This is a genomic window from Alteromonas lipotrueae (genome assembly GCF_019249215.1).
Classification (GTDB): domain Bacteria; phylum Pseudomonadota; class Gammaproteobacteria; order Enterobacterales; family Alteromonadaceae; genus Alteromonas; species Alteromonas lipotrueae.
Genome location: NZ_JAESDI010000013.1, coordinates 98,614 through 118,496 on the forward strand (window position 1 = coordinate 98,614; position 19,883 = coordinate 118,496).

General features: G+C 42.3%; 14 protein-coding genes. 6 read left to right on the forward strand and 8 right to left on the reverse strand.

Annotated features, from left to right (window positions below; all coding sequences use genetic code 11):
* The first annotated feature begins 534 nt into the window (after positions 1-534).
* From JKP82_RS15870 to JKP82_RS15880, 3 genes are read left to right on the forward strand one after another with little or no spacing between them, the layout of a single operon-like run.
* Complete coding sequence (locus JKP82_RS15870) at positions 535-2,289, forward strand: PP2C family protein-serine/threonine phosphatase (protein ID WP_218397787.1); 1,755 nt, start codon at positions 535-537, stop codon at positions 2,287-2,289.
* Positions 2,276-4,612, forward strand: a complete 2,337-nt coding sequence (locus tag JKP82_RS15875) for a M4 family metallopeptidase (protein ID WP_218397789.1) — start codon at positions 2,276-2,278, stop codon at positions 4,610-4,612. Before JKP82_RS15870 ends, JKP82_RS15875 begins: the two co-directional genes overlap by 14 nt.
* Positions 4,613-4,655: 43 nt before the next feature.
* Positions 4,656-7,100, forward strand: a complete 2,445-nt coding sequence (locus JKP82_RS15880; RefSeq protein ID WP_218397790.1) for an ATP-binding cassette domain-containing protein — start codon at positions 4,656-4,658, stop codon at positions 7,098-7,100.
* A 56-nt stretch (positions 7,101-7,156) separates the two neighbouring features.
* On the opposite strand, the gene JKP82_RS15885 is transcribed toward JKP82_RS15880, so the two are convergent.
* Complete coding sequence (locus JKP82_RS15885) at positions 7,157-8,524, reverse strand: DEAD/DEAH box helicase (RefSeq protein ID WP_218397791.1); 1,368 nt, start codon at positions 8,522-8,524, stop codon at positions 7,157-7,159.
* A 628-nt stretch (positions 8,525-9,152) separates the two neighbouring features.
* Between JKP82_RS15885 and JKP82_RS15890 the strand changes: the two genes are divergently transcribed.
* The gene (locus JKP82_RS15890; protein ID WP_246604312.1) at positions 9,153-11,228 is read left to right on the forward strand and encodes an EAL domain-containing protein; all 2,076 of its coding nucleotides are present in this window, start codon (positions 9,153-9,155) and stop codon (positions 11,226-11,228) included.
* Here the strand turns inward: JKP82_RS15890 and JKP82_RS15895 are convergent.
* The 6 genes from JKP82_RS15895 to JKP82_RS15920 form a co-directional block, all read right to left on the reverse strand.
* Positions 11,225-11,653, reverse strand: a complete 429-nt coding sequence (locus tag JKP82_RS15895) for a hypothetical protein (protein ID WP_246604313.1) — start codon at positions 11,651-11,653, stop codon at positions 11,225-11,227. The two genes, JKP82_RS15890 and JKP82_RS15895, sit on opposite strands and share 4 nt — an antisense overlap.
* Positions 11,641-12,840, reverse strand: coding sequence for a hypothetical protein (locus JKP82_RS15900; RefSeq protein WP_218397793.1), 1,200 nt, complete (start codon positions 12,838-12,840; stop codon positions 11,641-11,643). Before JKP82_RS15900 ends, JKP82_RS15895 begins: the two co-directional genes overlap by 13 nt.
* Before the next feature lie 166 nt (positions 12,841-13,006).
* Positions 13,007-13,426 (reverse strand): hypothetical protein, encoded by a 420-nt coding sequence (locus tag JKP82_RS15905; RefSeq protein ID WP_159533175.1) that lies wholly within the window; start codon positions 13,424-13,426, stop codon positions 13,007-13,009.
* Entirely contained in the window at positions 13,426-14,622 is a 1,197-nt protein-coding gene (locus tag JKP82_RS15910; protein ID WP_159533177.1) for a TonB-dependent receptor, read from the reverse strand. Before JKP82_RS15910 ends, JKP82_RS15905 begins: the two co-directional genes overlap by 1 nt.
* Before the next feature lie 196 nt (positions 14,623-14,818).
* Complete coding sequence (gene eda / locus JKP82_RS15915; protein ID WP_159533179.1) at positions 14,819-15,433, reverse strand: bifunctional 4-hydroxy-2-oxoglutarate aldolase/2-dehydro-3-deoxy-phosphogluconate aldolase; 615 nt, start codon at positions 15,431-15,433, stop codon at positions 14,819-14,821.
* A 29-nt stretch (positions 15,434-15,462) separates the two neighbouring features.
* Positions 15,463-16,392: a sugar kinase gene (locus tag JKP82_RS15920; RefSeq protein WP_218397794.1), complete on the reverse strand. Its 930-nt coding sequence runs from the start codon at positions 16,390-16,392 to the stop codon at positions 15,463-15,465.
* A 457-nt stretch (positions 16,393-16,849) separates the two neighbouring features.
* Here JKP82_RS15920 and JKP82_RS15925 point away from each other — a divergent pair, with 457 nt between their 5' ends.
* Together JKP82_RS15925 and JKP82_RS15930 are read left to right on the forward strand one after the other, a co-directional pair.
* Positions 16,850-17,581 carry a FadR/GntR family transcriptional regulator gene (locus JKP82_RS15925; protein ID WP_159533183.1) on the forward strand — a complete coding sequence of 244 codons (732 nt, stop codon included), beginning with the start codon at positions 16,850-16,852 and terminating at the stop codon, positions 17,579-17,581.
* Positions 17,582-18,019: 438 nt separating this feature from the next.
* Positions 18,020-19,345: a mechanosensitive ion channel family protein gene (locus tag JKP82_RS15930; RefSeq protein WP_159533185.1), complete on the forward strand. Its 1,326-nt coding sequence runs from the start codon at positions 18,020-18,022 to the stop codon at positions 19,343-19,345.
* Here the strand turns inward: JKP82_RS15930 and JKP82_RS15935 are convergent.
* Complete coding sequence (locus JKP82_RS15935) at positions 19,342-19,827, reverse strand: hypothetical protein (protein WP_159533187.1); 486 nt, start codon at positions 19,825-19,827, stop codon at positions 19,342-19,344. The two genes, JKP82_RS15930 and JKP82_RS15935, sit on opposite strands and share 4 nt — an antisense overlap.
* Positions 19,828-19,883 lie beyond the last annotated feature (56 nt).

Consider the following 19,883-nt stretch of genomic DNA (forward strand, 5'->3'; position numbering starts at 1 on the left):
TGCAGTGGTAAATACTTACCTGTATATTTGCATTGTGTGTTGCACTTTATACTACCCTTAGTGTGCAACTTTCTTTCTAATTAATGGCGCAGTTGTCAACATCTTTTGAGTCACTAAAAAAACACCAGCTGATCAAAATTTAAACAACAATAAAAGATATACACCAAAGAAAATAACGAATCAATCTTTTAAACGAGCACAATATGTTTATTTTTTGATCGGTAGCATTTGTATGAAAAACGATCAATACTACAAAGCGCTAGTGAAAAGTATTTGGCCTTTTCGTTGTTCTACGCACTTACAAAAATAATGAATTGCGATTTCAACGGCACCAAGGACAGGTACAAATATGATACTTTCAGCTCCCTCTTTTTTGTCTTTCCGCCTTTTCTCTTTAGCGAAACAAAGGCGATTTACCCAGTTATCAAGCCTTCTCTTGCTTCCTTTTAAAAAGATAAAGCCTGTAGTGAATCTACTGAGTTGCCAATTTCGGCGGTGACTTTTCAATAGCGGCTTTTCTTAAGGAAGAGAAATATGTACAACAAGTTTCGCGTTTTTTCTGCTAGTCATATTGGCCATCGCGACGAGAATCAAGATGCTCATGCGGTATTAACAAAACCGCAATACGGCGAGTTTCTATGTGTGGTTGCAGACGGCATGGGCGGCCATAAAGGGGGGGCGTTTGCAGCAAAAAAAGTGGTCGACATCTGCACACTAAAGTGGAATGAAAATGAAAGTATTGAAGAGCCCGAAAATTTTCTTACCGAATTGGCATTTTTCACACATAGTGCAATTGTAGATTCACAAATTCCAGAATTCGCACAAGCTCAATCTCTCGTCTGCATGCTCTATGTCAACCTAGCACAAAGTATCTTCATGTCGATGCATGTGGGCGACTGTCGAACGTTTCAGTTTAAAAACGAAAGCTTCGTTAAACGAACCGTAGATCAATCTCTCGCTCAACTTCATGCATTAAAAGGCGATATTTCAGATGATGAAATTGCATCGCATCCAGACCAAAACAAAATTTATTCTAGTTTAGGCGGTAGTGAGCCCCCTTCCCCCCTTATTGAAAGTTACGAGAAAAGCGGTAACGTGTTTTTGGTTTGCTCTGATGGTTTTTGGGAGTTATTCACTCGACAAGCATTAGGCGAAGCACTTGAAAATATTGAGAGCGACAAGGATTTAGAAACCCTAATACAGCAGCAATTAGCCAATAAAAGTCAACATGACAATACCACCGCTATTTTAGTAAAACTGTGCTCTGAAGAAACTACAGGTTCAGGGCAAACGCCCCAGGCACAATATGGCATTAAATCGCCGGTAACAGAATTACATAAAGCTGGATCCACTGAGAGTGAATCAAATCGCATTGAAGTTTCAATAGAAGAGAATATTGATTCAACACAAATTCACAGTGACTTAGAAAGCAGCACGCTAAAAAGCACGGCAGAGCAATCTTCACATAGTCAGTACAAATTACTGTTAGGGCTGGGGGTTCTCATCATCCTAATTGCATTAGGATATTACTTTCTGAGTCGACCTAACAGCATCGACAGTGCGTCACTACCACATCAAAAGACGAGTAAAGCTAACAGTTCCGACGCTAACCCGTCCACAGAATCTAAACAACCTATTCCAACACCCCGCCCAGACTCAAATAGTCCGACTAAGCAACAGGATAACTTACCGTTGGAGTCCGCTGGAAAATCCTCAAAAGAAGTCGTAGGAACCGACACATCTTCTGCTGACTCAGGAAATATCCAAACCCGAAGAAGCACTCCAGATATTCCTGTATCAAGTATTGATGATGCTATCAAGAAAACGGAGGAAACCCTTCGAGAAGAAGGCGGCTTAGGTGAAGACGATGAACTAAAAGTAGCCACCCGCGGGCGTGAAATAGGTGATAGCCAAGTTATTAAACTCCAACAGTTCTATAAAGGTTTACCTGTTTATGGCGCCGAAACAATTACCCTTGTTCGTGAAAACAAGATAGCTAGCATAGATAGCAAAACGCTTAACGATATTAATATAGACACCTCTCCGGCACTGTCAGCTGACGAAGCATTTACGTTAGCGCAAGACGAGGTTAAATCGTCATTAAGAATGCTTCAGCAAGCGCAGCTCATCATTTTCAAAAAAGGAGACAACTACTTACTTGTATGGCGCGCTGAAGTTGAAAAAGCAACCGGTGAACAGGTAATGCTATTCCTAGACAGCACTAATGCCTTAATTGTTGAAGAAATTAGCCTACATATTTCTGAAGGCCTTGTAGATGAAACAAAGTGAACGTCAACCAAGGTACATAGGAACCAAAACTATTAGTATATGTTTGGCATTTATCTACTTATATCAGATAGAACCTGCGGTAGGCGCGGAGAAAATTGGCATTAACCGCGCGCCTCAATCACTGGAAGAGCAATCACCGCTTAGTACGCAAGCAGAAAGACAAGAGTGGGTAAAAACTGTCTTATCACAGCGATTTAATTTAAGTAAAGAGAGCGCACTTCACACCACTTCAGAGCAGCAACTACATTCCTTTAAAATAGTTGCAGTAAACCAAACATATCAAAATGTTCCGGTAGTTAATTCAGCATCTCGTTTGGTTTTAAATGCGCGACATCAACCTATATATATATTAGGCACACATAGGAATATTAAATCCGCAGAACCAGCGACCCCCACACTCAATATTGAACAAGCGTTATCAACACTAAGCATTGCAAATGGGGCTGATGTAGCATCGAGGCTAGTATATTGGCCTTCGCCGCAGGGCCAGCATATTTTGGCTTATGAATTTGAAGGAGAGTTTACCACCACGTTTGGTTACGCTCTTTCTCAACGTGTATTTGTCGACGCTACCACAGGTAGAGAATTGGACCGGGAGCCTTTATTTCACACTGCCATGCACCGCCAAATCAACAACTTTTCCGCAGCTTGTGAAGAATTCAAAGTTAAATTTCCGCTTATCCCACCGCTAACCGATAGAGTTGAAGCGCGAGCAATGAAAACCCATGCGCGAACAGAAGGCAGCGCGCCTAGTAATGATGATTCTGTAGAAACCGCATTTACATTACTAGGTAATGCCTATGAATTTATGGATACCGTGCTCGGTATGGATAGTATTGATGGGAATGGCTTGCGCTTAAATATGTTTATCAACGTTCACTTTTTAAAGGGCATGCCTACTATTCAGTGTTATGGCGATGTATTCAATGCCATGTGGATGTCGAGAAAACAGTCACTATATGTGCCGAAAGAGGGGCTTAAATACATTGAAATTACCATGCATGAATTGGCACACGGCATTGTTTCAAATGGCAGTAATCTGGAATACTCTTTTCAATCAGGCGCGCTGAATGAATCTATAGCCGACTCAATCGGTATCGCCTTTCGCATTTGGTTAGAGCATGCTAACAAGCAGACAAATTCAACTAAGATTCCCAGGGAGTATTGGTTATTACGAATGCCTTCGGGGCCAGAAAGGGACTTAGCCGATCCTAGTTCGCTGAGTTTTGGAGAGGGTGCCTACCCAGACCATATGAATGACTTTCTGAATTGGCCGATAAAGAAAGACCAAGGCGGTGTTCATATAAACTCCTCCATAATGAATATGGCATTCTTTTTAATGGCTAACGGGGGCCAGCACCCACGCCATTCCAGTACGAGTACCGTAACCGGCATAGGATTATACCCAGCAGTACACATTGTTGCGCAAGCGGCTTCAAAATTACTTGTTCAAAATGCTAACTTTGAAGATGCTCGCTTTGCGTATGCTTTAGCCGCCGAAGCTTTGCACGGTAAAGGCTCAAAAGAGTGGGTAGCGGTACATCAAGCGATGGATGCAGTTGGTGTGACGGGAGCATGGAGCCCGCCTCAAGAAGTTCCAGAGCCACAGCCAGTACCCACTCCCGAATCCGAGTCTTCGCCAGAGCCAGAGCAAGAGTCACAACCTGTTCCTCAGCCAACAACGCCCCCACCAAAAGCAGAGGAACCTTTGGAAACAAATGACAGAGTCCATACGTCTAATAACGAAGCCGATAACAACCAGCTCGTTATAATTTTGATTCTAGGGAGCGTAGGTCTTTGTATTGCTTTGCTAGCGCTTTTTAAATTAAAGCCGGCGTATAGCAGAAGCGAAAGCCCCAAAGGTTATTCAGCTGAAAATACGCAAATAAATACGTCAATGGGTACCTCAGGAGCATCCCCAAATGCGACGCCGGACTATCTTGTTCCCAGGCCATCTAAACAGCAAAAGGGAAATACCAACAATAGTGGAAGTGCTCCGCATCAGCAGGCTTCGCCTTATTACTTACAATCCCTTGAGGGTAACCAAAAACTCAATATTTGTTCTTATACTGCATCGAAAGGTGAAGGGTTTGTTATTGGTAGGTCACTAGAACTTGTGCACTTGCAACTTCGAGATGAGCGAATTTCCAGACGTCACCTAAGAATTAAGTCTCATAGCGACTACTTTACGGTTGAAGATTTAAACTCAACCCACGGTACCATGATGGACGGAGAACGACTTAAAGCCTTTTTACCAGCACCTATTAAGCACGGACAGCTCCTTCGTATTGCTGACTTTAGCTACATATTTAAAGTCAGTTAATCGTATTACTGAGAGCGCCACTATATTTTAAAAAGAGAATAAAATGGCAGGATCACAAGCAGTCAGCGTTAAAATAGTGTCTTTTAGAGGCATAGAATCAGAATTTATCTTATCTCAAAATGGGGACTACGATATAGGTCGTTCCGACACTTGCTTCGCCAGCGTTAATGCCGAACTACTCTCCCGTCAGCATTTAGTTATTCGCTACCTCGATGGGCGCGTTTGTGTTACCGATAATAATAGTTCCAACGGCAGCATCATCGGCGACTTAACACTAGTAGGCGGTCAACCTTATGAAGTTCAGCTTCCTAGTACGATTTTATTAGCGAATGGCAGCATCCATGTCGAGCTATGCTCTTCAACTTTAGCCTCTTCAACCTCACACGCTAATTCTTCAGCACCACAGGTTTCACCAACAACGTCCCAGCCTCACCTTGGGCCCATCACTCATAGTGGCTCTGAAAATAACGAACTTCATCAATTACTATTAACCCGTGGGCAAGTACTCATTGGTCGCTCTTTCGACTGCAATTACGTTATCGACTCCCTTCAGGCATCACGAAAGCACGCTTTACTCACGTTCAGTGATGGCCAGATAACATTAAAAGACCTTGATACCACCAACGGTACGTTCGTAAATGGTGAAAAAATTAGTGGCTCAGTGAGTATCTCCACTACTGATGAAATTACCATTGGAACCACTACCTTTGCTATTGAAAGCGGTAGAGTTGAACTTGAATACGCTATCGTGGCAGATAACATAGAAAAAGTGTATGCCCGTGGCTTCGTTGGCCTAAATACCATGAGCTTAAAAATTCCGAGTAAGCAATTTATTGCCTTGATGGGCCCCTCTGGCTGTGGAAAATCAACCTTATTGAAGGGCTTAAACGGTGCCAACCCTGTAACCTCTGGGGCTATTACTGTACAGGGGTTAAAGCTAAATAATAGTAATTACAACACGCTCAAAAAATATATTGGCTATGTGCCGCAAGACGATATTGTTCACGGGGAATTAAGCGTCCAAAGAACCCTGTTTTACGCCGCCAAATTGCGCATTTCCGACGATGTAACAAAACGGGAAATCAAAGATAAAATAAGCATGGTATTGGCAAGTCTAAACTTAGATAGCGATGCCATAAGAAAAAGTAAGGTCAGTGATTTATCGGGGGGGCAGAGAAAACGGGTATCTATTGCGGTAGAACTGCTCAATGACCCTAAAATATTATTTTTGGATGAGCCCACCTCTCCTTTAGATCCAGAGACGATTGAAGATTTCCTATCCTGTATTAGACGGTTAGTGAGCAAGGGGCAAACCGTTATCATGGTCACCCATAAACCCTCCGATTTAGACTATGTTGATCAAGTTATCTTTCTATCAAAAGGAGGTTATCAAACGTATTATGGTGATAAGAAGCAGCTTCTAAACCACTTCGAAAAAGACAATATTATTGAAGTGTATTCCATGATGAAAAACCCAGAAGAAGGCCAACAGTGGTATCAACATTGGGTTCGCCAAAATCCTGCGTCTGCCCTCGAAGTAAAGCAAGAAGTACTCGCGAAGAAATCAAACACTGCTCTCATGGGCCAGTTTTTTTGGCTCTCAGTTCGTTATTTCAATATTAAGCTCAATGACCACGCAAATTTGCTTTTGTTACTCGCGCAACCACTCATTATTGGTGGGCTACTCGTTTTTATATTTAGTAAACTTCAAGTGAGCGTGATGTTTATGATGGCAGTATCTGCGGTTTGGTTTGGGGTAAGTAATGCAGCTAAAGAAATAGTCTCTGAGCTCCCCATCTACGAACGGGAGCGCATGTATAACCTAAATATCTTCAATTATATTGCGTCTAAGCTAACGGTACTGTCATTTATCGCTTGTATTCAAGTGACTATATTTATCGCTATAACTCATCTTGCGTATCGCAACGTGAATTGGGATGCTAGTGAAGTACAACTTTGGAGTGTTAGCGCAACAGCGCTGTTTATGCTGTTATTGTCGGTTTCAGCCACCTTATTTGGCCTCTTTCTATCCGCAGTATTTACCACCACTGAAAAGGTCATGACTTTTGTACCTATTGCCCTTATGCCGCAAATCATGCTGGCGGGAATTATTGCGCCGCTAGACAATAATATAAAAGTTCTGCTCAGTTACCTTACGTTAGGTAGATGGGGAACTGAAGGGTTTGCGCATATTCAGGATGGTGCAGCCAGAGAGCTGGAAAAGTGGACGAATGAAAAAGCGGACATACCCGCTTCCGTTATGGTGCGGGTATTCAATCCACCCGCAGCCACAAACAAAGGTGATGCAACAGAATTTGCCACCCAAGGCGCAATGCAGCAACTTAATTTATACAATGACAATACTGAAATGGTGAGCTTGTTTCCAGAGAGTTTTACTGGTGTGCTTATCGCTATTACGCTAATAAACGTGCTCGCGTTTGGCGGGTTGTTACTCGCACTTCGTAGTAAAGACAAACGATTTATTTGAACCGTTTGTGTACCGCTAACTAGCAGCAGGTAATGTTACCTGCTGCTACAAAGTCACTATGCTTTACTGGTTGGTGCTCTGCGCGAGCTAGGTTTACCAGCGTTAGAGCGACCTGAGCCTCCCGGTTTGCCAGAACCACCCGGTCTACCCTGACCACGAGGTCCGTTTCGGCTACCAGAGCGACGCGCGGGTCTGTCGCCTTGGCTATTGCCGTTACCACCTTGAGATTGACGTGGGCGCTTAGGCTTGTTTGGTTTCTTAGGCGCTGACAATGTGGTTTCAGGTACTTTAGCTTGAGGCTCAAAGCCTTCAATAACTTGACGAGGAAGCAGTTGTTGAATAAGGGTTTCAATATCTTTAAGTTGGTCTAGTTCATCAACACTAACAAAAGACCAAGCTTGACCGCTCGCTCCTGCTCTGCCCGTTCTACCAATACGGTGAACGTAGTCAGCGGGCGTGTTTGGCAAGTCGATATTAATAACGATAGGAAGCTCGTTAATATCGATACCACGGGCTGCGATATCAGTCGCTACTAGTACATCAATTTCGCCACTTTTAAACTCAGACAGCGCCTTAGTACGCGCACCTTGGCTTTTATTACCGTGTATTGCTGCACTAGGAATACGCGCTCTGCTCAGTTTGTCTGCAATACGGTTAGCGCCATGTTTAGTTCTGCTAAACACTAGCACCTGCTTCCAACCATTTTGCTTAATTAGGCTAATTAAGGCCGCTGTTTTTTTAGACTTGTCGATAGGCACTAAATGCTGCTGAACCGTTTCAACGGTAGTATTAGCAGGTGCCGTAGACACTTTCTCAGGATTGTTAGTAATCGTTTGCGCTAACGTGGTTATTTCAGACGAGAAAGTCGCAGAGAACAATAAGGTTTGACGCTTAGCTGGCAACAATTTAAGAATACGCTTTATGTCATGGATGAAGCCCATGTCTAGCATTCTATCGGCTTCATCTAACACCAAGGTTTCGAGTTGGCTGAACTTAACTGCGTTTTGTTGGTATAGATCAAGCAAGCGACCTGGGGTGGCGATAAGCACATCAACACCTGATCGTAAGGCTTTCATTTGCGGGTTAATACCCACACCACCGAAAACCACTGCAGTTTTAAGTGGCAAAAATTCGCTAAACGATTTTACGTTTTCTTCCACCTGCGCCGCAAGTTCACGGGTTGGCGTTAAAATAAGTGCGCGAACACAATTTGATGCCGCGGGTCTGCCATCTAATAAACGGTGGAGCAAAGGCAAAGAAAAGCCCGCGGTTTTACCTGTACCTGTTTGCGCTGCTGCCAGTATGTCTTTGCCTTCAAGAATAATGGGAATAGCTTGCTGCTGAATTGGCGAAGGCGTTGTATAGCCCTGTTTTTCAATAGCTTGTAGTAGCGGGGCAGCTAGGCCCAACTGAGAAAAAGACATGGATAACTCCTGGAAATAAAAATTAGGTTACGCAACGTAACCGGTCTGCGCTGAAGGGTTATCAGTCTGAAGCAGGTGTAAAACGGTAAAGTTCGTAATGTGAAACGCGAGAGGGACTTGCAATAGTAATCATAAAAGCAGAAACAATTATCAAATTAAAATAGTACCTACAAAATGCGGGCGCATACTACCACTGTTTGACCTTACTCGCTAGGTTAATTTTTAACCTCGACCGTTAAGTTAATATGCAACGAAGGTAGAAAAAGCGTATCGGTGATTTTATCTTTCATATTGCAGCACTCATTGCTCTACGCTACCGATAAATCTGCTAGAAACCTTATATGGAAAACTACTCTTGTGTCTAATTGAAATAATTTGAGAAAACGACATAATTGTGCGCAAAACAACCTATTATTAACTATCGCATTAGTGCCAACACTGCGGTTAACAATCGTTTCGCCAGCGAAACCAATTAACCAGTATTATACTAATCGTTATATGCCTTCACATTGTCGTTTACTAATAAAGAATAACTCGGGCGTGTTGACCTCTGCACATTGTTGCAGAGTTCAACACGCCCTAGGCATCAAACGACATTAGGCATTTTTAATTAACTTGGGTTTCTTAATTGAAAAGTCTTCGTTCTGACATTGCACTTACATCTATAGCTTCTGTTGCGATTATCAGTGTATTGATAATGGCTTTGTCTATTCGTGTTTACGAAACCTTGTATCAAGATTTTGTTGCCTACCAGTTTGATGCACTGGCTGAAAATATGGCGGTCGATTTATTACCCGTCATTAATTACAGCGCAGGAAGCTTTGACCAAACCCAAGTGCTGCTAAGGTTAGACAAATACGAATACGTTGAGTTTGCTCGTATTTACAATGAATACGATGAATTGGTCAATCATTATGTGGGTAACCCAATTATCGATAATGAGTCAGCACCGGTCCCAATCATTAACGAAGTTGACTACCTTCATTTAGATAATGGCTTTCACACCATCAATAACAACATCTTTGTTATTAAAACGATAGGTGAAGTGGATCTTCCCATAGGAAAGCTCGTTCTATCCTACGACATTCAACATCCGCTTGCCGAAAACCGATGGAAATTTATTGGGCTCGTCACGCCGGTCGTCATCATTTTGCTTCTCATCACAGTCATTACTACGGTGCGCTTACAAAGACGTTTGCTCACACCACTGACATCATTAATTGCGAAAATGAAAAAAGTGGAAAAAGAAGCAAACTACGACGTAAAAGTGTCGGAAGAAGGCAAATATGAAATTGCTTCACTTGGACGCGGTTTTAATAGCATGATGCTACACATAAAGAATCAAATAGATATTAATAAGCGTAAAACACTGTTACTTGAAAGGCAGCAATCTCAAATGGAGAAGCTTGCCAACTTCGATACGTTAACAGGGTTACCCAACAGGCAATATTTAATGAAGAGCTTATCAATTGAATTGGCTCGAGCTAAAAGAGAAAAATCGCAAGTCGCGCTTATGTTTCTCGATTTGGATGGGTTTAAGCAAGTTAATGACTCTTATGGTCACGACGCTGGTGACAAACTACTTTGCGGCATTTCCTCTGAAATTTCTGATGCCATGCGTGATGGCGACATAGTGGGTCGTCTCGGCGGCGATGAATTTCTTATTATTCTAGTGGGTAACCCTACGAATTCACAATTAGAAGCAATAGCGAAGCGGCTCATCAGTAAAATAACCAAGTTGCATCATATTGATGGTTGGCGAGTGGATCCTAGCGTTAGCATAGGTATTGCCCTCGCTACCGACAGTGATTACGCCGCGTCCACGTTAGTGACAAACGCTGATGTGGCTATGTACAAAGCGAAAAACGAGGGAAAAGGTCGTTACGTTTGGTTTACCGAATCGATGCAGGAGGCAACTAGGCGCAAAATTCAGGTGGCTACTCACCTTCCTAAAGCTATCGAGAACAATGAATTCCATTTGGTTTATCAAGCTAAAGTCAACGGCCAAGGTAACGTAGTAGGTTTTGAGGCCTTGTTGCGCTGGTTTGATAATGAGCTTGGAAATGTTTCACCAGCAGAGTTTATACCCATCGCTGAGCAAAGCGACAGAATTTCTGAAATCACGCTTTGGGTGATAGTCCAAGCTTGTATAGAAATACCCCATATTACAGAACACTATGGCGAAGATATTAGGGTTTCAATCAACCTTTCTGCTTACGATCTAAAAAACGTTTATGTGACTGAATTTATCTTAGAGGGTTTACGATCTGGTGGGATCCCCAAGAATAACGTGGAATTTGAAATCACCGAATCGGCCTATATGAATAATTTCTCTATCGCAAACGCCTTTTTAGCCGAACTCAAAAAAGAAGGGTGTAAGATATCTTTAGACGACTTTGGAACCGGTTATTCATCATTAAGTTACATTACAGAGTTTAACATCGACACACTTAAAATAGACCGTCAATTTGTCAGTCAAATTGGCATTTCTAAACGATCTGAGCTTATCACTATCACTATTATCGAAATGGCAAAAAACCTTAATTTAAATGTGTGTGCTGAGGGTATCGAAACCCATGAGCAATCCGCTTTTTTAACCGAGAATGGTTGCAACATATTGCAAGGTTTTTTATACAGTAAACCAATCCCTCTTGACGCTTTGTTTTCGCAAGAAGAACGAGCTTTGTTACACCTAGTAAATTAAATTGATACATACACCACGGTTAGTCCCTTGGGAATAACGGTTCCCTCGGGTAAATAGCCAACACTTAATTTATGCTCTATGAGAAAAGTGACCATTTCTTCAATATTACTAACATTCGAAGGCGGAATACTACGCCCACTGAATCGCATTTGCGCCCAGAAAGATTGAATACGTGCTTCAGGTAATCCAATAACCCGAGTATTAAAGACTTTTCGAATATAGGAGCCTGGCTCGAATTCTACTGGTGAAAGCCCATTCGTAGCGCCTCCCATAAACACATTACGTATTTCGCTTTTACTCAACTGAAGCGATGGCTCTCCTAAATTAGCGACCACCCAAACACGTTCACGAGCGTGCACTAACTGCGGAAACGCTAAACAAGATAGGCACATGAATAAGGGTAAATATCGCATTAAAATACCCATTCTAATCCCACCTGATAAAGACTTGCCCGCCTATCAAAATCAGCATTCTCTGGAGGGACATAAAACAACGATGTTTTGCCCTCTTTACCCTTCAAAAACGAAACCTCTGCTTTGAATGCAAGATTGGTACTGTGATCCCAACGAACACCAAAGGTTAAAGAATCTAAGTCATCAGTGGGAAATAAAGCGTTAATAGAATCAACCGATGTTGATAATAGGTCTAATAGCGGACTGACACCTAATGGGATGGTATTTTCAATACTGTTCTCGTCTTGTCGTGATGTTGCTATCGTTGCGTGGAATAGCAGCGAGTTATAATAATGCCCTATAGTAAGGTAGTAGCTGTCGATACCAGATAATACATCGAGATCAGAATCTACCGACATAGATTCTGCGCTAATAAACCAATCTAACGATGTATAGCCTGCGCCAAATACGTAAACGGATACGCCGTCGTCCAATCTAAATTTTGCTGCGAGTTCATCAAAGCCAGCCGAAGTAAGCCCCCCAACTAATTGGTCGATTAGCACGCTATTATCTACAACTTCTGTCACTCTCATAAAAGAAGAACGAAAGCTAAAGCCATCATAAGTCAGAGAAAGTACCGCACCGTAAATATCATTGATATCAACATCAAACCCTTCTTGGCCGGAGAAAAGTTCGCCATCGAAATTTCCCCAATAACCCTCAATATCAAATCCAACGTTTTTAAATTGTGTTTTGTGTCTTACGTTCACGCCTTCGTAACCCGAATAGAAAAGCCGTCGGCTGTAAACTTGCTCGGGTGCATTTAGCCAAGGGTAAGAAAACCCCACATCGATAACATCAGAATATTTAAGTACAGGTATCCGAAGTCGCCCAGCGTTGAACTGCCACGATGATGAAGGTTGATAAGTAATATAAAGCCAATCTAATCCTGAATCTCTATCTGGTCCAGTGTGGAGTATTCCCTGCGCAGAAATTGAAAACTGGTTATTAATAGCATAATCGGCTTGCAGTGCGAAAAGTGAGTCTTCAGAAAAGCTCCACGAGCTATCGTAATTTGCATAAGATGCTTCGCTTGTGGAGAGCTGACCACCTACTACCCTAGCAAACCCAGAGAACGTTAGATCGCGATGGGTATCTGCAATCGCAAAAGGGGTAAACAGGGCTAAGGTGAGCAAAGCAGCAGTGATATATTTCAGCATCTAGGTCACAACTCAGTAAATATCAATAGCAGACGGTGGCACATGAGCTAGCTGCTGTTTTAGTTACATAATTAATAGCATAAGCGCTAACAATTACCAGCCAGACTTAAGTATTAGGAAATATTTATGCAGCCTACAAAACCACTGGATACGAGGCTGATTAACACTAATCTGTTATAAAAATAACAGTAAGACTATCTGGAAGCTCAACGCCTTCAGGTAAATAACCTATGCTGGCTTCGTTTTCATTTAAGTAACTTATCATCTCATCAACATTACCAACACTGGTGGGTGGCTTATTCCTACCGCTGAACTTCATCTGTGCCCAGTAAGACTGAATTCTAGATTCAGGTAGCCCTATAACATACGTGTTGAAGACAACCCGAATATGGGAGCCGCTCGCAATTTCTACGGGAGTAAGATTAGATTCCGATACTCCCCCCATGAAGATATTGCGGATTTCCCCTTTACTCAAGGAAACAGGTTGATCAGCTAAATGCGCAACCACTACCACTCGCTCGCGCTCTTGGGCAACCGCACAAAAAATAAAGGAGATGATGAATATAGCGAAGGCAAATTTCGACATTAAAACACCCACTCTAGGCCTAGCTGATACAGTGTGGCTCGCCGGTCAAAATCAGAACCGATGACATCTAATTCAAAAAACGATGTTTTTCCTTCTTTTCCTTTTAAAAAAGACACTTCAGCTTTTAACGCTAAATCGTTTCGAAAATCCCACCGGGCCCCTAACGTTAATGAGTCTAAGTCATCCGTTGGAAAGTACGTTTTTACTTCCTCCACAGCGAAATGAAGCGCATCAAGTTGCGGTGCAATGCCAACAGGGATCGGGTTTTCAATATCGTTTAAAGATTGGCGAGATGAGCCCACGGTGGCGTGTACTAACACTTCATCGAAGTAATAACCAAAAGTAACATAAAAACTGTCGATACCGCCTAGAATGTCTAAGTCTGATTTAACCGACATCCATTCAGCAGAAGCAAACCAATTCAGCGAGTCGTAGCTGATACCGAACAGATAAGAGGTGGCTCCACCGTCAATATCCAAGATATCTGCGGTGTCGGGAAAGCCTGCGGCGCGTAAGCCTTGAATTAATGGATCCAACTCGGTTAAATCGGTGTCGGTATCGTTCGCGTGTATAGTGGCAGTTCGAAATTGAAAACCTCGGTAACTTATTTCTACTACTCCACCATACATGCCATCGACAGTAACATCAAAAGCCGTTCCGCTGGAGTGTATTTCATCACTGTAGTTCCCCCAGTAAGCTTCTAAGGAAAAGGCGACCTCATTAAATGAACCTAGGTAACGCGCATTCACGCCTTTGTACTGGGAAAACAGGTAGCTGCTGTAAAGTTGCTGCGGCGCATTTAACCATGGATAAGCGAAACCAACGTCTATCACATCAGAATATTTCAAAAAAGGCGTGCGTATTTGCCCAAGGTTAAACTGCCAAGATGCGTTAGGTTGGTAGGTTAAATACAGCCATTCCACACCCGATTTTCTCGTCTCATCGCTATGCCATAATAATTGTCCAGACAGAGAAAAGTAATCATTAATAATATAATCGGCTTGCAGTGCTGCTAAGGATTTTTCAGAGAAGCTTACCGAATTATTATAGCCCTCGTACTTAGCTTCATCGGTAGATAAGTAACCGCCAACCAATCGCGCAAACCCAGAAAATTGTAAATCATTTGAAGTTTTGGCGGTGGCTCCAAAGGAGATAAAACTCTCGATTATAAACAGTAATGTGAACCGACTAACCAAAGGGAAACCTTATAAGCAAACAAGTGTGAAATTAACTATCACAAGCATCTAGTGATTATTAATCTAAAATCCACTTTTCGCCAGTTTGGGCAGTAAGTTAAGAGATAATTATTTAGAACGGAACACGATGAGCTACCAGAAGTAAAAGTGATCCCCTCACTCTGGCAGTAATTTGTAGAATAGACGATTTCTTTTGCTATTTAACGTCTAGGCATGCTTGTGTGATGGCTTGCCAGTTTTTCGCCTCAACCCACTCAGGCTTTGCTACCCAAGTTCCACCCACAGCAAAAATATTGCTCATGGATAAATAATCTTGATAGTTACTTTCTGACACACCGCCGGTTGGACAGAAGCGTGTATCTTTAAACAATCCGCCTACCGCTTTTAAAAACGCTGCGCCGCCAGATAGAGATGCAGGGAACAACTTCATTTCACGAAAGCCATGCTCTCTTGCTAATACAATATCAGCAACAGTGGAAACGCCAGGTAACACAGGTAAACCACAGGCTGTTAATGCAGTGAGTAAGCGCTCGGTGACAGCTGGCGTCACAATGAAATCAGCGCCTGCGTCTTTAGCAATTTGCAATGATGTTTCATCAATAATGGTGCCCGCACTTACAATCATCTCAGGTAGAGCAGCTTTTATCGCTGTAATTGCTTCGGCTGACTTTTCTGAACGAAGTACGACTTCTACCGTGCGCAAGTTCGCTTCATACATCGCTTTTGCGATATCTACACCGTCGTCTGCATTATTGACTTGGATAATAGGTAAAAGCTTCTGCTCTCCCATAATTGAAGATATAGAATTCATAATTTTCTCTGTGTAATTTTGCGTAAGGATCAGGTTAAATTTTGACTAAAGAGGCTATAAGCGGTGGCATCCACAATGGCGCCTTTTTGCTGGATAACAAACCCCGCACTCTTGGATGCTTTCTCGACTGCTTCTTTTTGCGACGAATCTTCTAGTCTTGCCCCAAGGTAAACGCCGTTGAAGGCATCTCCTGCAGATGTTGTATCTACGACATTCTCAACTGGCGTAAGCGGAACTTGAGAGATATCGCCCTGCTGATTAATAACGGTAACAGCGTCACTTCCATTTTTTATAATCACTTCATCGAAGGTGTAATCACTTAAAAATTTCAGTGTCTCGTCAATAGTGTCTATGCCATACAAGAAATCGAAGTCTTCAATACCGGGAAGAATAATGTCTGCTAACTCATAAGCTTTTGCATAAAGACGCTTAGCGTCATCTTTACTTTTCCACAACGAGGGGCGGTGGTTGATATCAAAGACTAACTTAACACCCGCCGATTTTAACCGGGCTAACAAAGAGAAATACGTTGAGAGATCTTCTTCGTTTATTATCGCTAAGCTTATTCCACTAAACAACACCATGTCGAAGGCGGTCATTGCGGCAATATCGTTGCTATCGAGGGTTTGCATCATGCTTTTTGCTGCAGAATCCGAACGCCAATAAACGAATGAGCGTTCACCACTATCATCTGTATATATGCGGTAGAGACCTAGATGCTTCTCTACATGCCTGCCTATAAATCGCGGATTTATCCCTTCATTTACAGCATGCATGACCATTTCATCACTTAACGCATCGTTGCCAACGGCACTAATGTAATAAACGTCATGTTGGGGAAACGTACGTTTCATATAAACAGCTGAATTATAAGTGTCACCTGCGAATCCTTGAGAGAGTAAGCCGTTTTCAGCTTCTCTAAGCTCTGACATACATTCGCCAATAAAACCAACTCTCATGCTACACAGACTCCAATTTAATATGCACTGTCTACTCAACGAAGTAGCCGTTCAATCCGAGGGCTAGCTAAATCTTGTTGGTACCAGATAGACTTCACTTACCTAATCCTCACATTTATGGGATTATCAACGCTATTTAGCCTAATTACACTGAACCGATACTGATTTCACTATTTGCTCGCCAACCATGGCCATATAAGCCATTTACGATCTTCGCTTTGTGTAAAAGAAATGTCACACGAAAAACACAATCTAACCAATTGAGCGCCCAAATACAACCAATTTATTTTACCATAGAAAGTATTTGTTATTACCAAGAGCAAATAACTCGAGGTTTATTCGTGCATATAATCGTGATTGGCACCAGGATATTTCTTGCACTTTGCGAATAGGCACACTTTCAGGCTACAATCCGTGTAACAGCGACGTTACCAATATATTTAAATAAGGTTAAATCATGAAATCTCGCCGGCTTTTCTGGAGTATTGTAGAAAAACTCGAAGACTTAATCGATCAAGGTATATGTCCAGCAGGGAGTCGACTGCCAGCTGAACGAGAGCTTGCGGAGACCTATAATGTGAGCCGCCCTACTATTCGCGAGGCGATAATCGCGCTGGAAGTTCGCGAACGAGTGGAAGTAAAAACGGGGTCTGGGGTTTATGTAACCGCGCAAAAAAATGCCCAGCACTCAGCAAAGCCTATTAGTGCCTTTGAGCTGACCCAAGCCAGAGCATTGATTGAAGGAGAAGCGGCTGCACTTGCCGCATCCACAATAAGCGACGACGAGGTTTCTGCGCTTGAAAAGGCCTTATTAGATATGGCCGCCCCAGATACTGCAGATGAGGCAGACCAGCGCTTTCACCATATTATTTCCCAAGCCACACATAACCATGCGGTGCAACTTTCGGTTGAAAACCTATGGGAACTTCGCCGATCAACGCCCGAAATAGTAGCGGCCTATAACGACGTTTGCTCTCAAGGTGTAGAACAACGAATAAATGAGCACACAGAAATTTTCAACGCAATCGCTAATAGAGATACTGCAGCGGCACGTAAAGCAATGCATAGCCATTTTAATCGCCTTATAAATGCGTTATTTGATGCAAGTGAAGCAAAGGAGTTAGAAGAGATTAAACGGAAAACAGATGAGACTAGAGGCTTATATTCAATTTCTCATCTCAGTAAATAAAGCACCGGCCTTGGTGAAAACCGTTTTTACGTAAATCACAAACAAAACAGGCTTCTTTCGAAGCCTGTTACTTACTAGGGTACTCAGAGTATTTTTGTTTTTCTTGTATGAGTTTGTATTTGAGTAAATCTGTTTTTACTAATACGGGTATCTGAAAATTAGCGCGTCAGCATTAGACCCGTTAACTTCAGCTAAAAATATATAAACATCACGCCACTTTGTCAACCACAAACAAGAAAGCGCATTACCAATAAACATTACCAATAAGCAGTAGATGAATATACCGTTACCTTCTTCTACTCGATTGCTTTTATTTAAATACGCATTCGGTGTACGGATTTGCTTTACGGCATGCAAAATACAGTTTAAAAAGCGCGCTATTGTTTAGTCTATAATTTCGAGTATTCTGCTCGTCATGGTTTTGCGAATTATAATCAAATGATCCTAAATACGTTTTTCGACTTTCTTCAAGAAAAATGGACACTGATACAAGCATCGGTGTATACCTCGACATTTCTTATTCAAGTAATGCTTATTGTGGTGATATACGCTCTTGCCTTCATTCTAGCAAGGCAGGTTAGAAGGCCTTTTAAGTTCACACGAGAAACGCCACAAAGCGGCAGTCATACACTACACAACATGCTATTCAAACTTGGCGGAACACTGTTTCCCGTGATTACCATCAGCATACTGAAGCTGACTACTGTTTTGGGAGAGCAGTTTCAGTTCGACGCGTGGGTACTTGAAATAGCTGTTGTAGTGGCAGTCATGCTATTTGTTGCTTCCTTGATCAGAGGATTCATCGACAACCCCGTTTTCGCAGGTTTCATGCGATGGATAGGTTTGCCTATTTTATTTTTACATTTAATCGGCGTATTACCTATTGTTACCGGTGCGTTGGAATCGATGTCACTATCGATTGGAAATGTCGAAATTTCAGCTTATGGAATAACGCGTGTATTTCTCTTTGGCGGGTTGTTGTTTTGGTTAGGTCGAGCATCTAATACTCTTGGAAAAGACATTATTCGCAGCCACACCACGCTAGATGTGTCTACCAAAGAAGTGTTCGCCAAGCTCTTTGAAGTTGCCTTATTTTGCATTGTATTCCTGCTACTACTAAACGTAATGGGAATAAACCTAACAGCCTTAGCGGTATTCGGTGGTGCGCTGGGCGTGGGGTTAGGTTTGGGGCTGCAATCTATCGCTTCTAACTTTATATCAGGCATTATCATATTGCTTGATAGGTCTCTAACGGTAGGTGATTTCGTAGAACTTGAAGACGGCCAAAAAGGTATAGTGCGCGAATTTAAAATGCGCTATGCAGTACTGGAAACCTTCGATGGTAAAGATATTCTCGTGCCTAACGAGAAGTTTATTAGCTCATTATTAATAAACTGGACCCATAAAGATCCCAAACAGCGTTACCGCATCGACTTTTCAGTCGCTTATAAAACTGATATTCGAGCAATGGTAGAGATTATAAAAGAGGCTGTAGCTCAACACCCTCAGGTCATTAGCGGGGAAGGTATACCCTTTGAAGAACTGCCTGATTGCGAAATTGACAGTTTTGGTGACTCAGGCGTTAATATGTTTGTTGAGTTTTGGATGGATGGCGTTGATGACGGGAAAAATCGCGTTGGCGGTGACCTTCTATTAACCGTATTCGAAACCCTGCGAGAGCACCAAATTGAAATCCCCTTCCCTCAACGTGAAGTGCGTGTGGTTAACGAAAATGGTATTGGTATTCGTAATACCACTCCCTAGTAGCGAGAGAGTAGTACATCCCACTGCCATTGAGCATCGCGTAAATTTAGCAGGTCGATAAACTTCTGATAATCGGCCTGCCCCATGGCATTAGCCACCGTTTTTAATTGAGACTTGGCTCTTATGGCTTTTACTTGAAGTAACTCTAAGCGTTTATCGGCATTTTCACCAAAGTTACTGTCTAAAATTTGATTGGCCTTTTGATTTGCATCCCAAAAGGTTAGCACATAACCAATGAGTTTTAGATGTACGCCTATCATCTGCTTGCTTTCTAGAACGTGGGCCAAAGTAGACGTAGCCAGCCTTTTTTTAAAGCCACTTTCCGTTTCTGGTTTTGCACTAACTGATAAGTGCTCAAGCGCTTCTTTATATTCTTCAATTAGCCTAATATGCTGCTCACCTCCATATTGCTCACTTGAAAGTGAATCCAAATCCTCGGCCAGTATTTCTAGGTTAACGAGCTGTCGCTGTATAGTTGCCATGATTATTTGTTAAATACTTAGGTATGCTTGATGGTTTATGCGTTTTTAGGGTACAT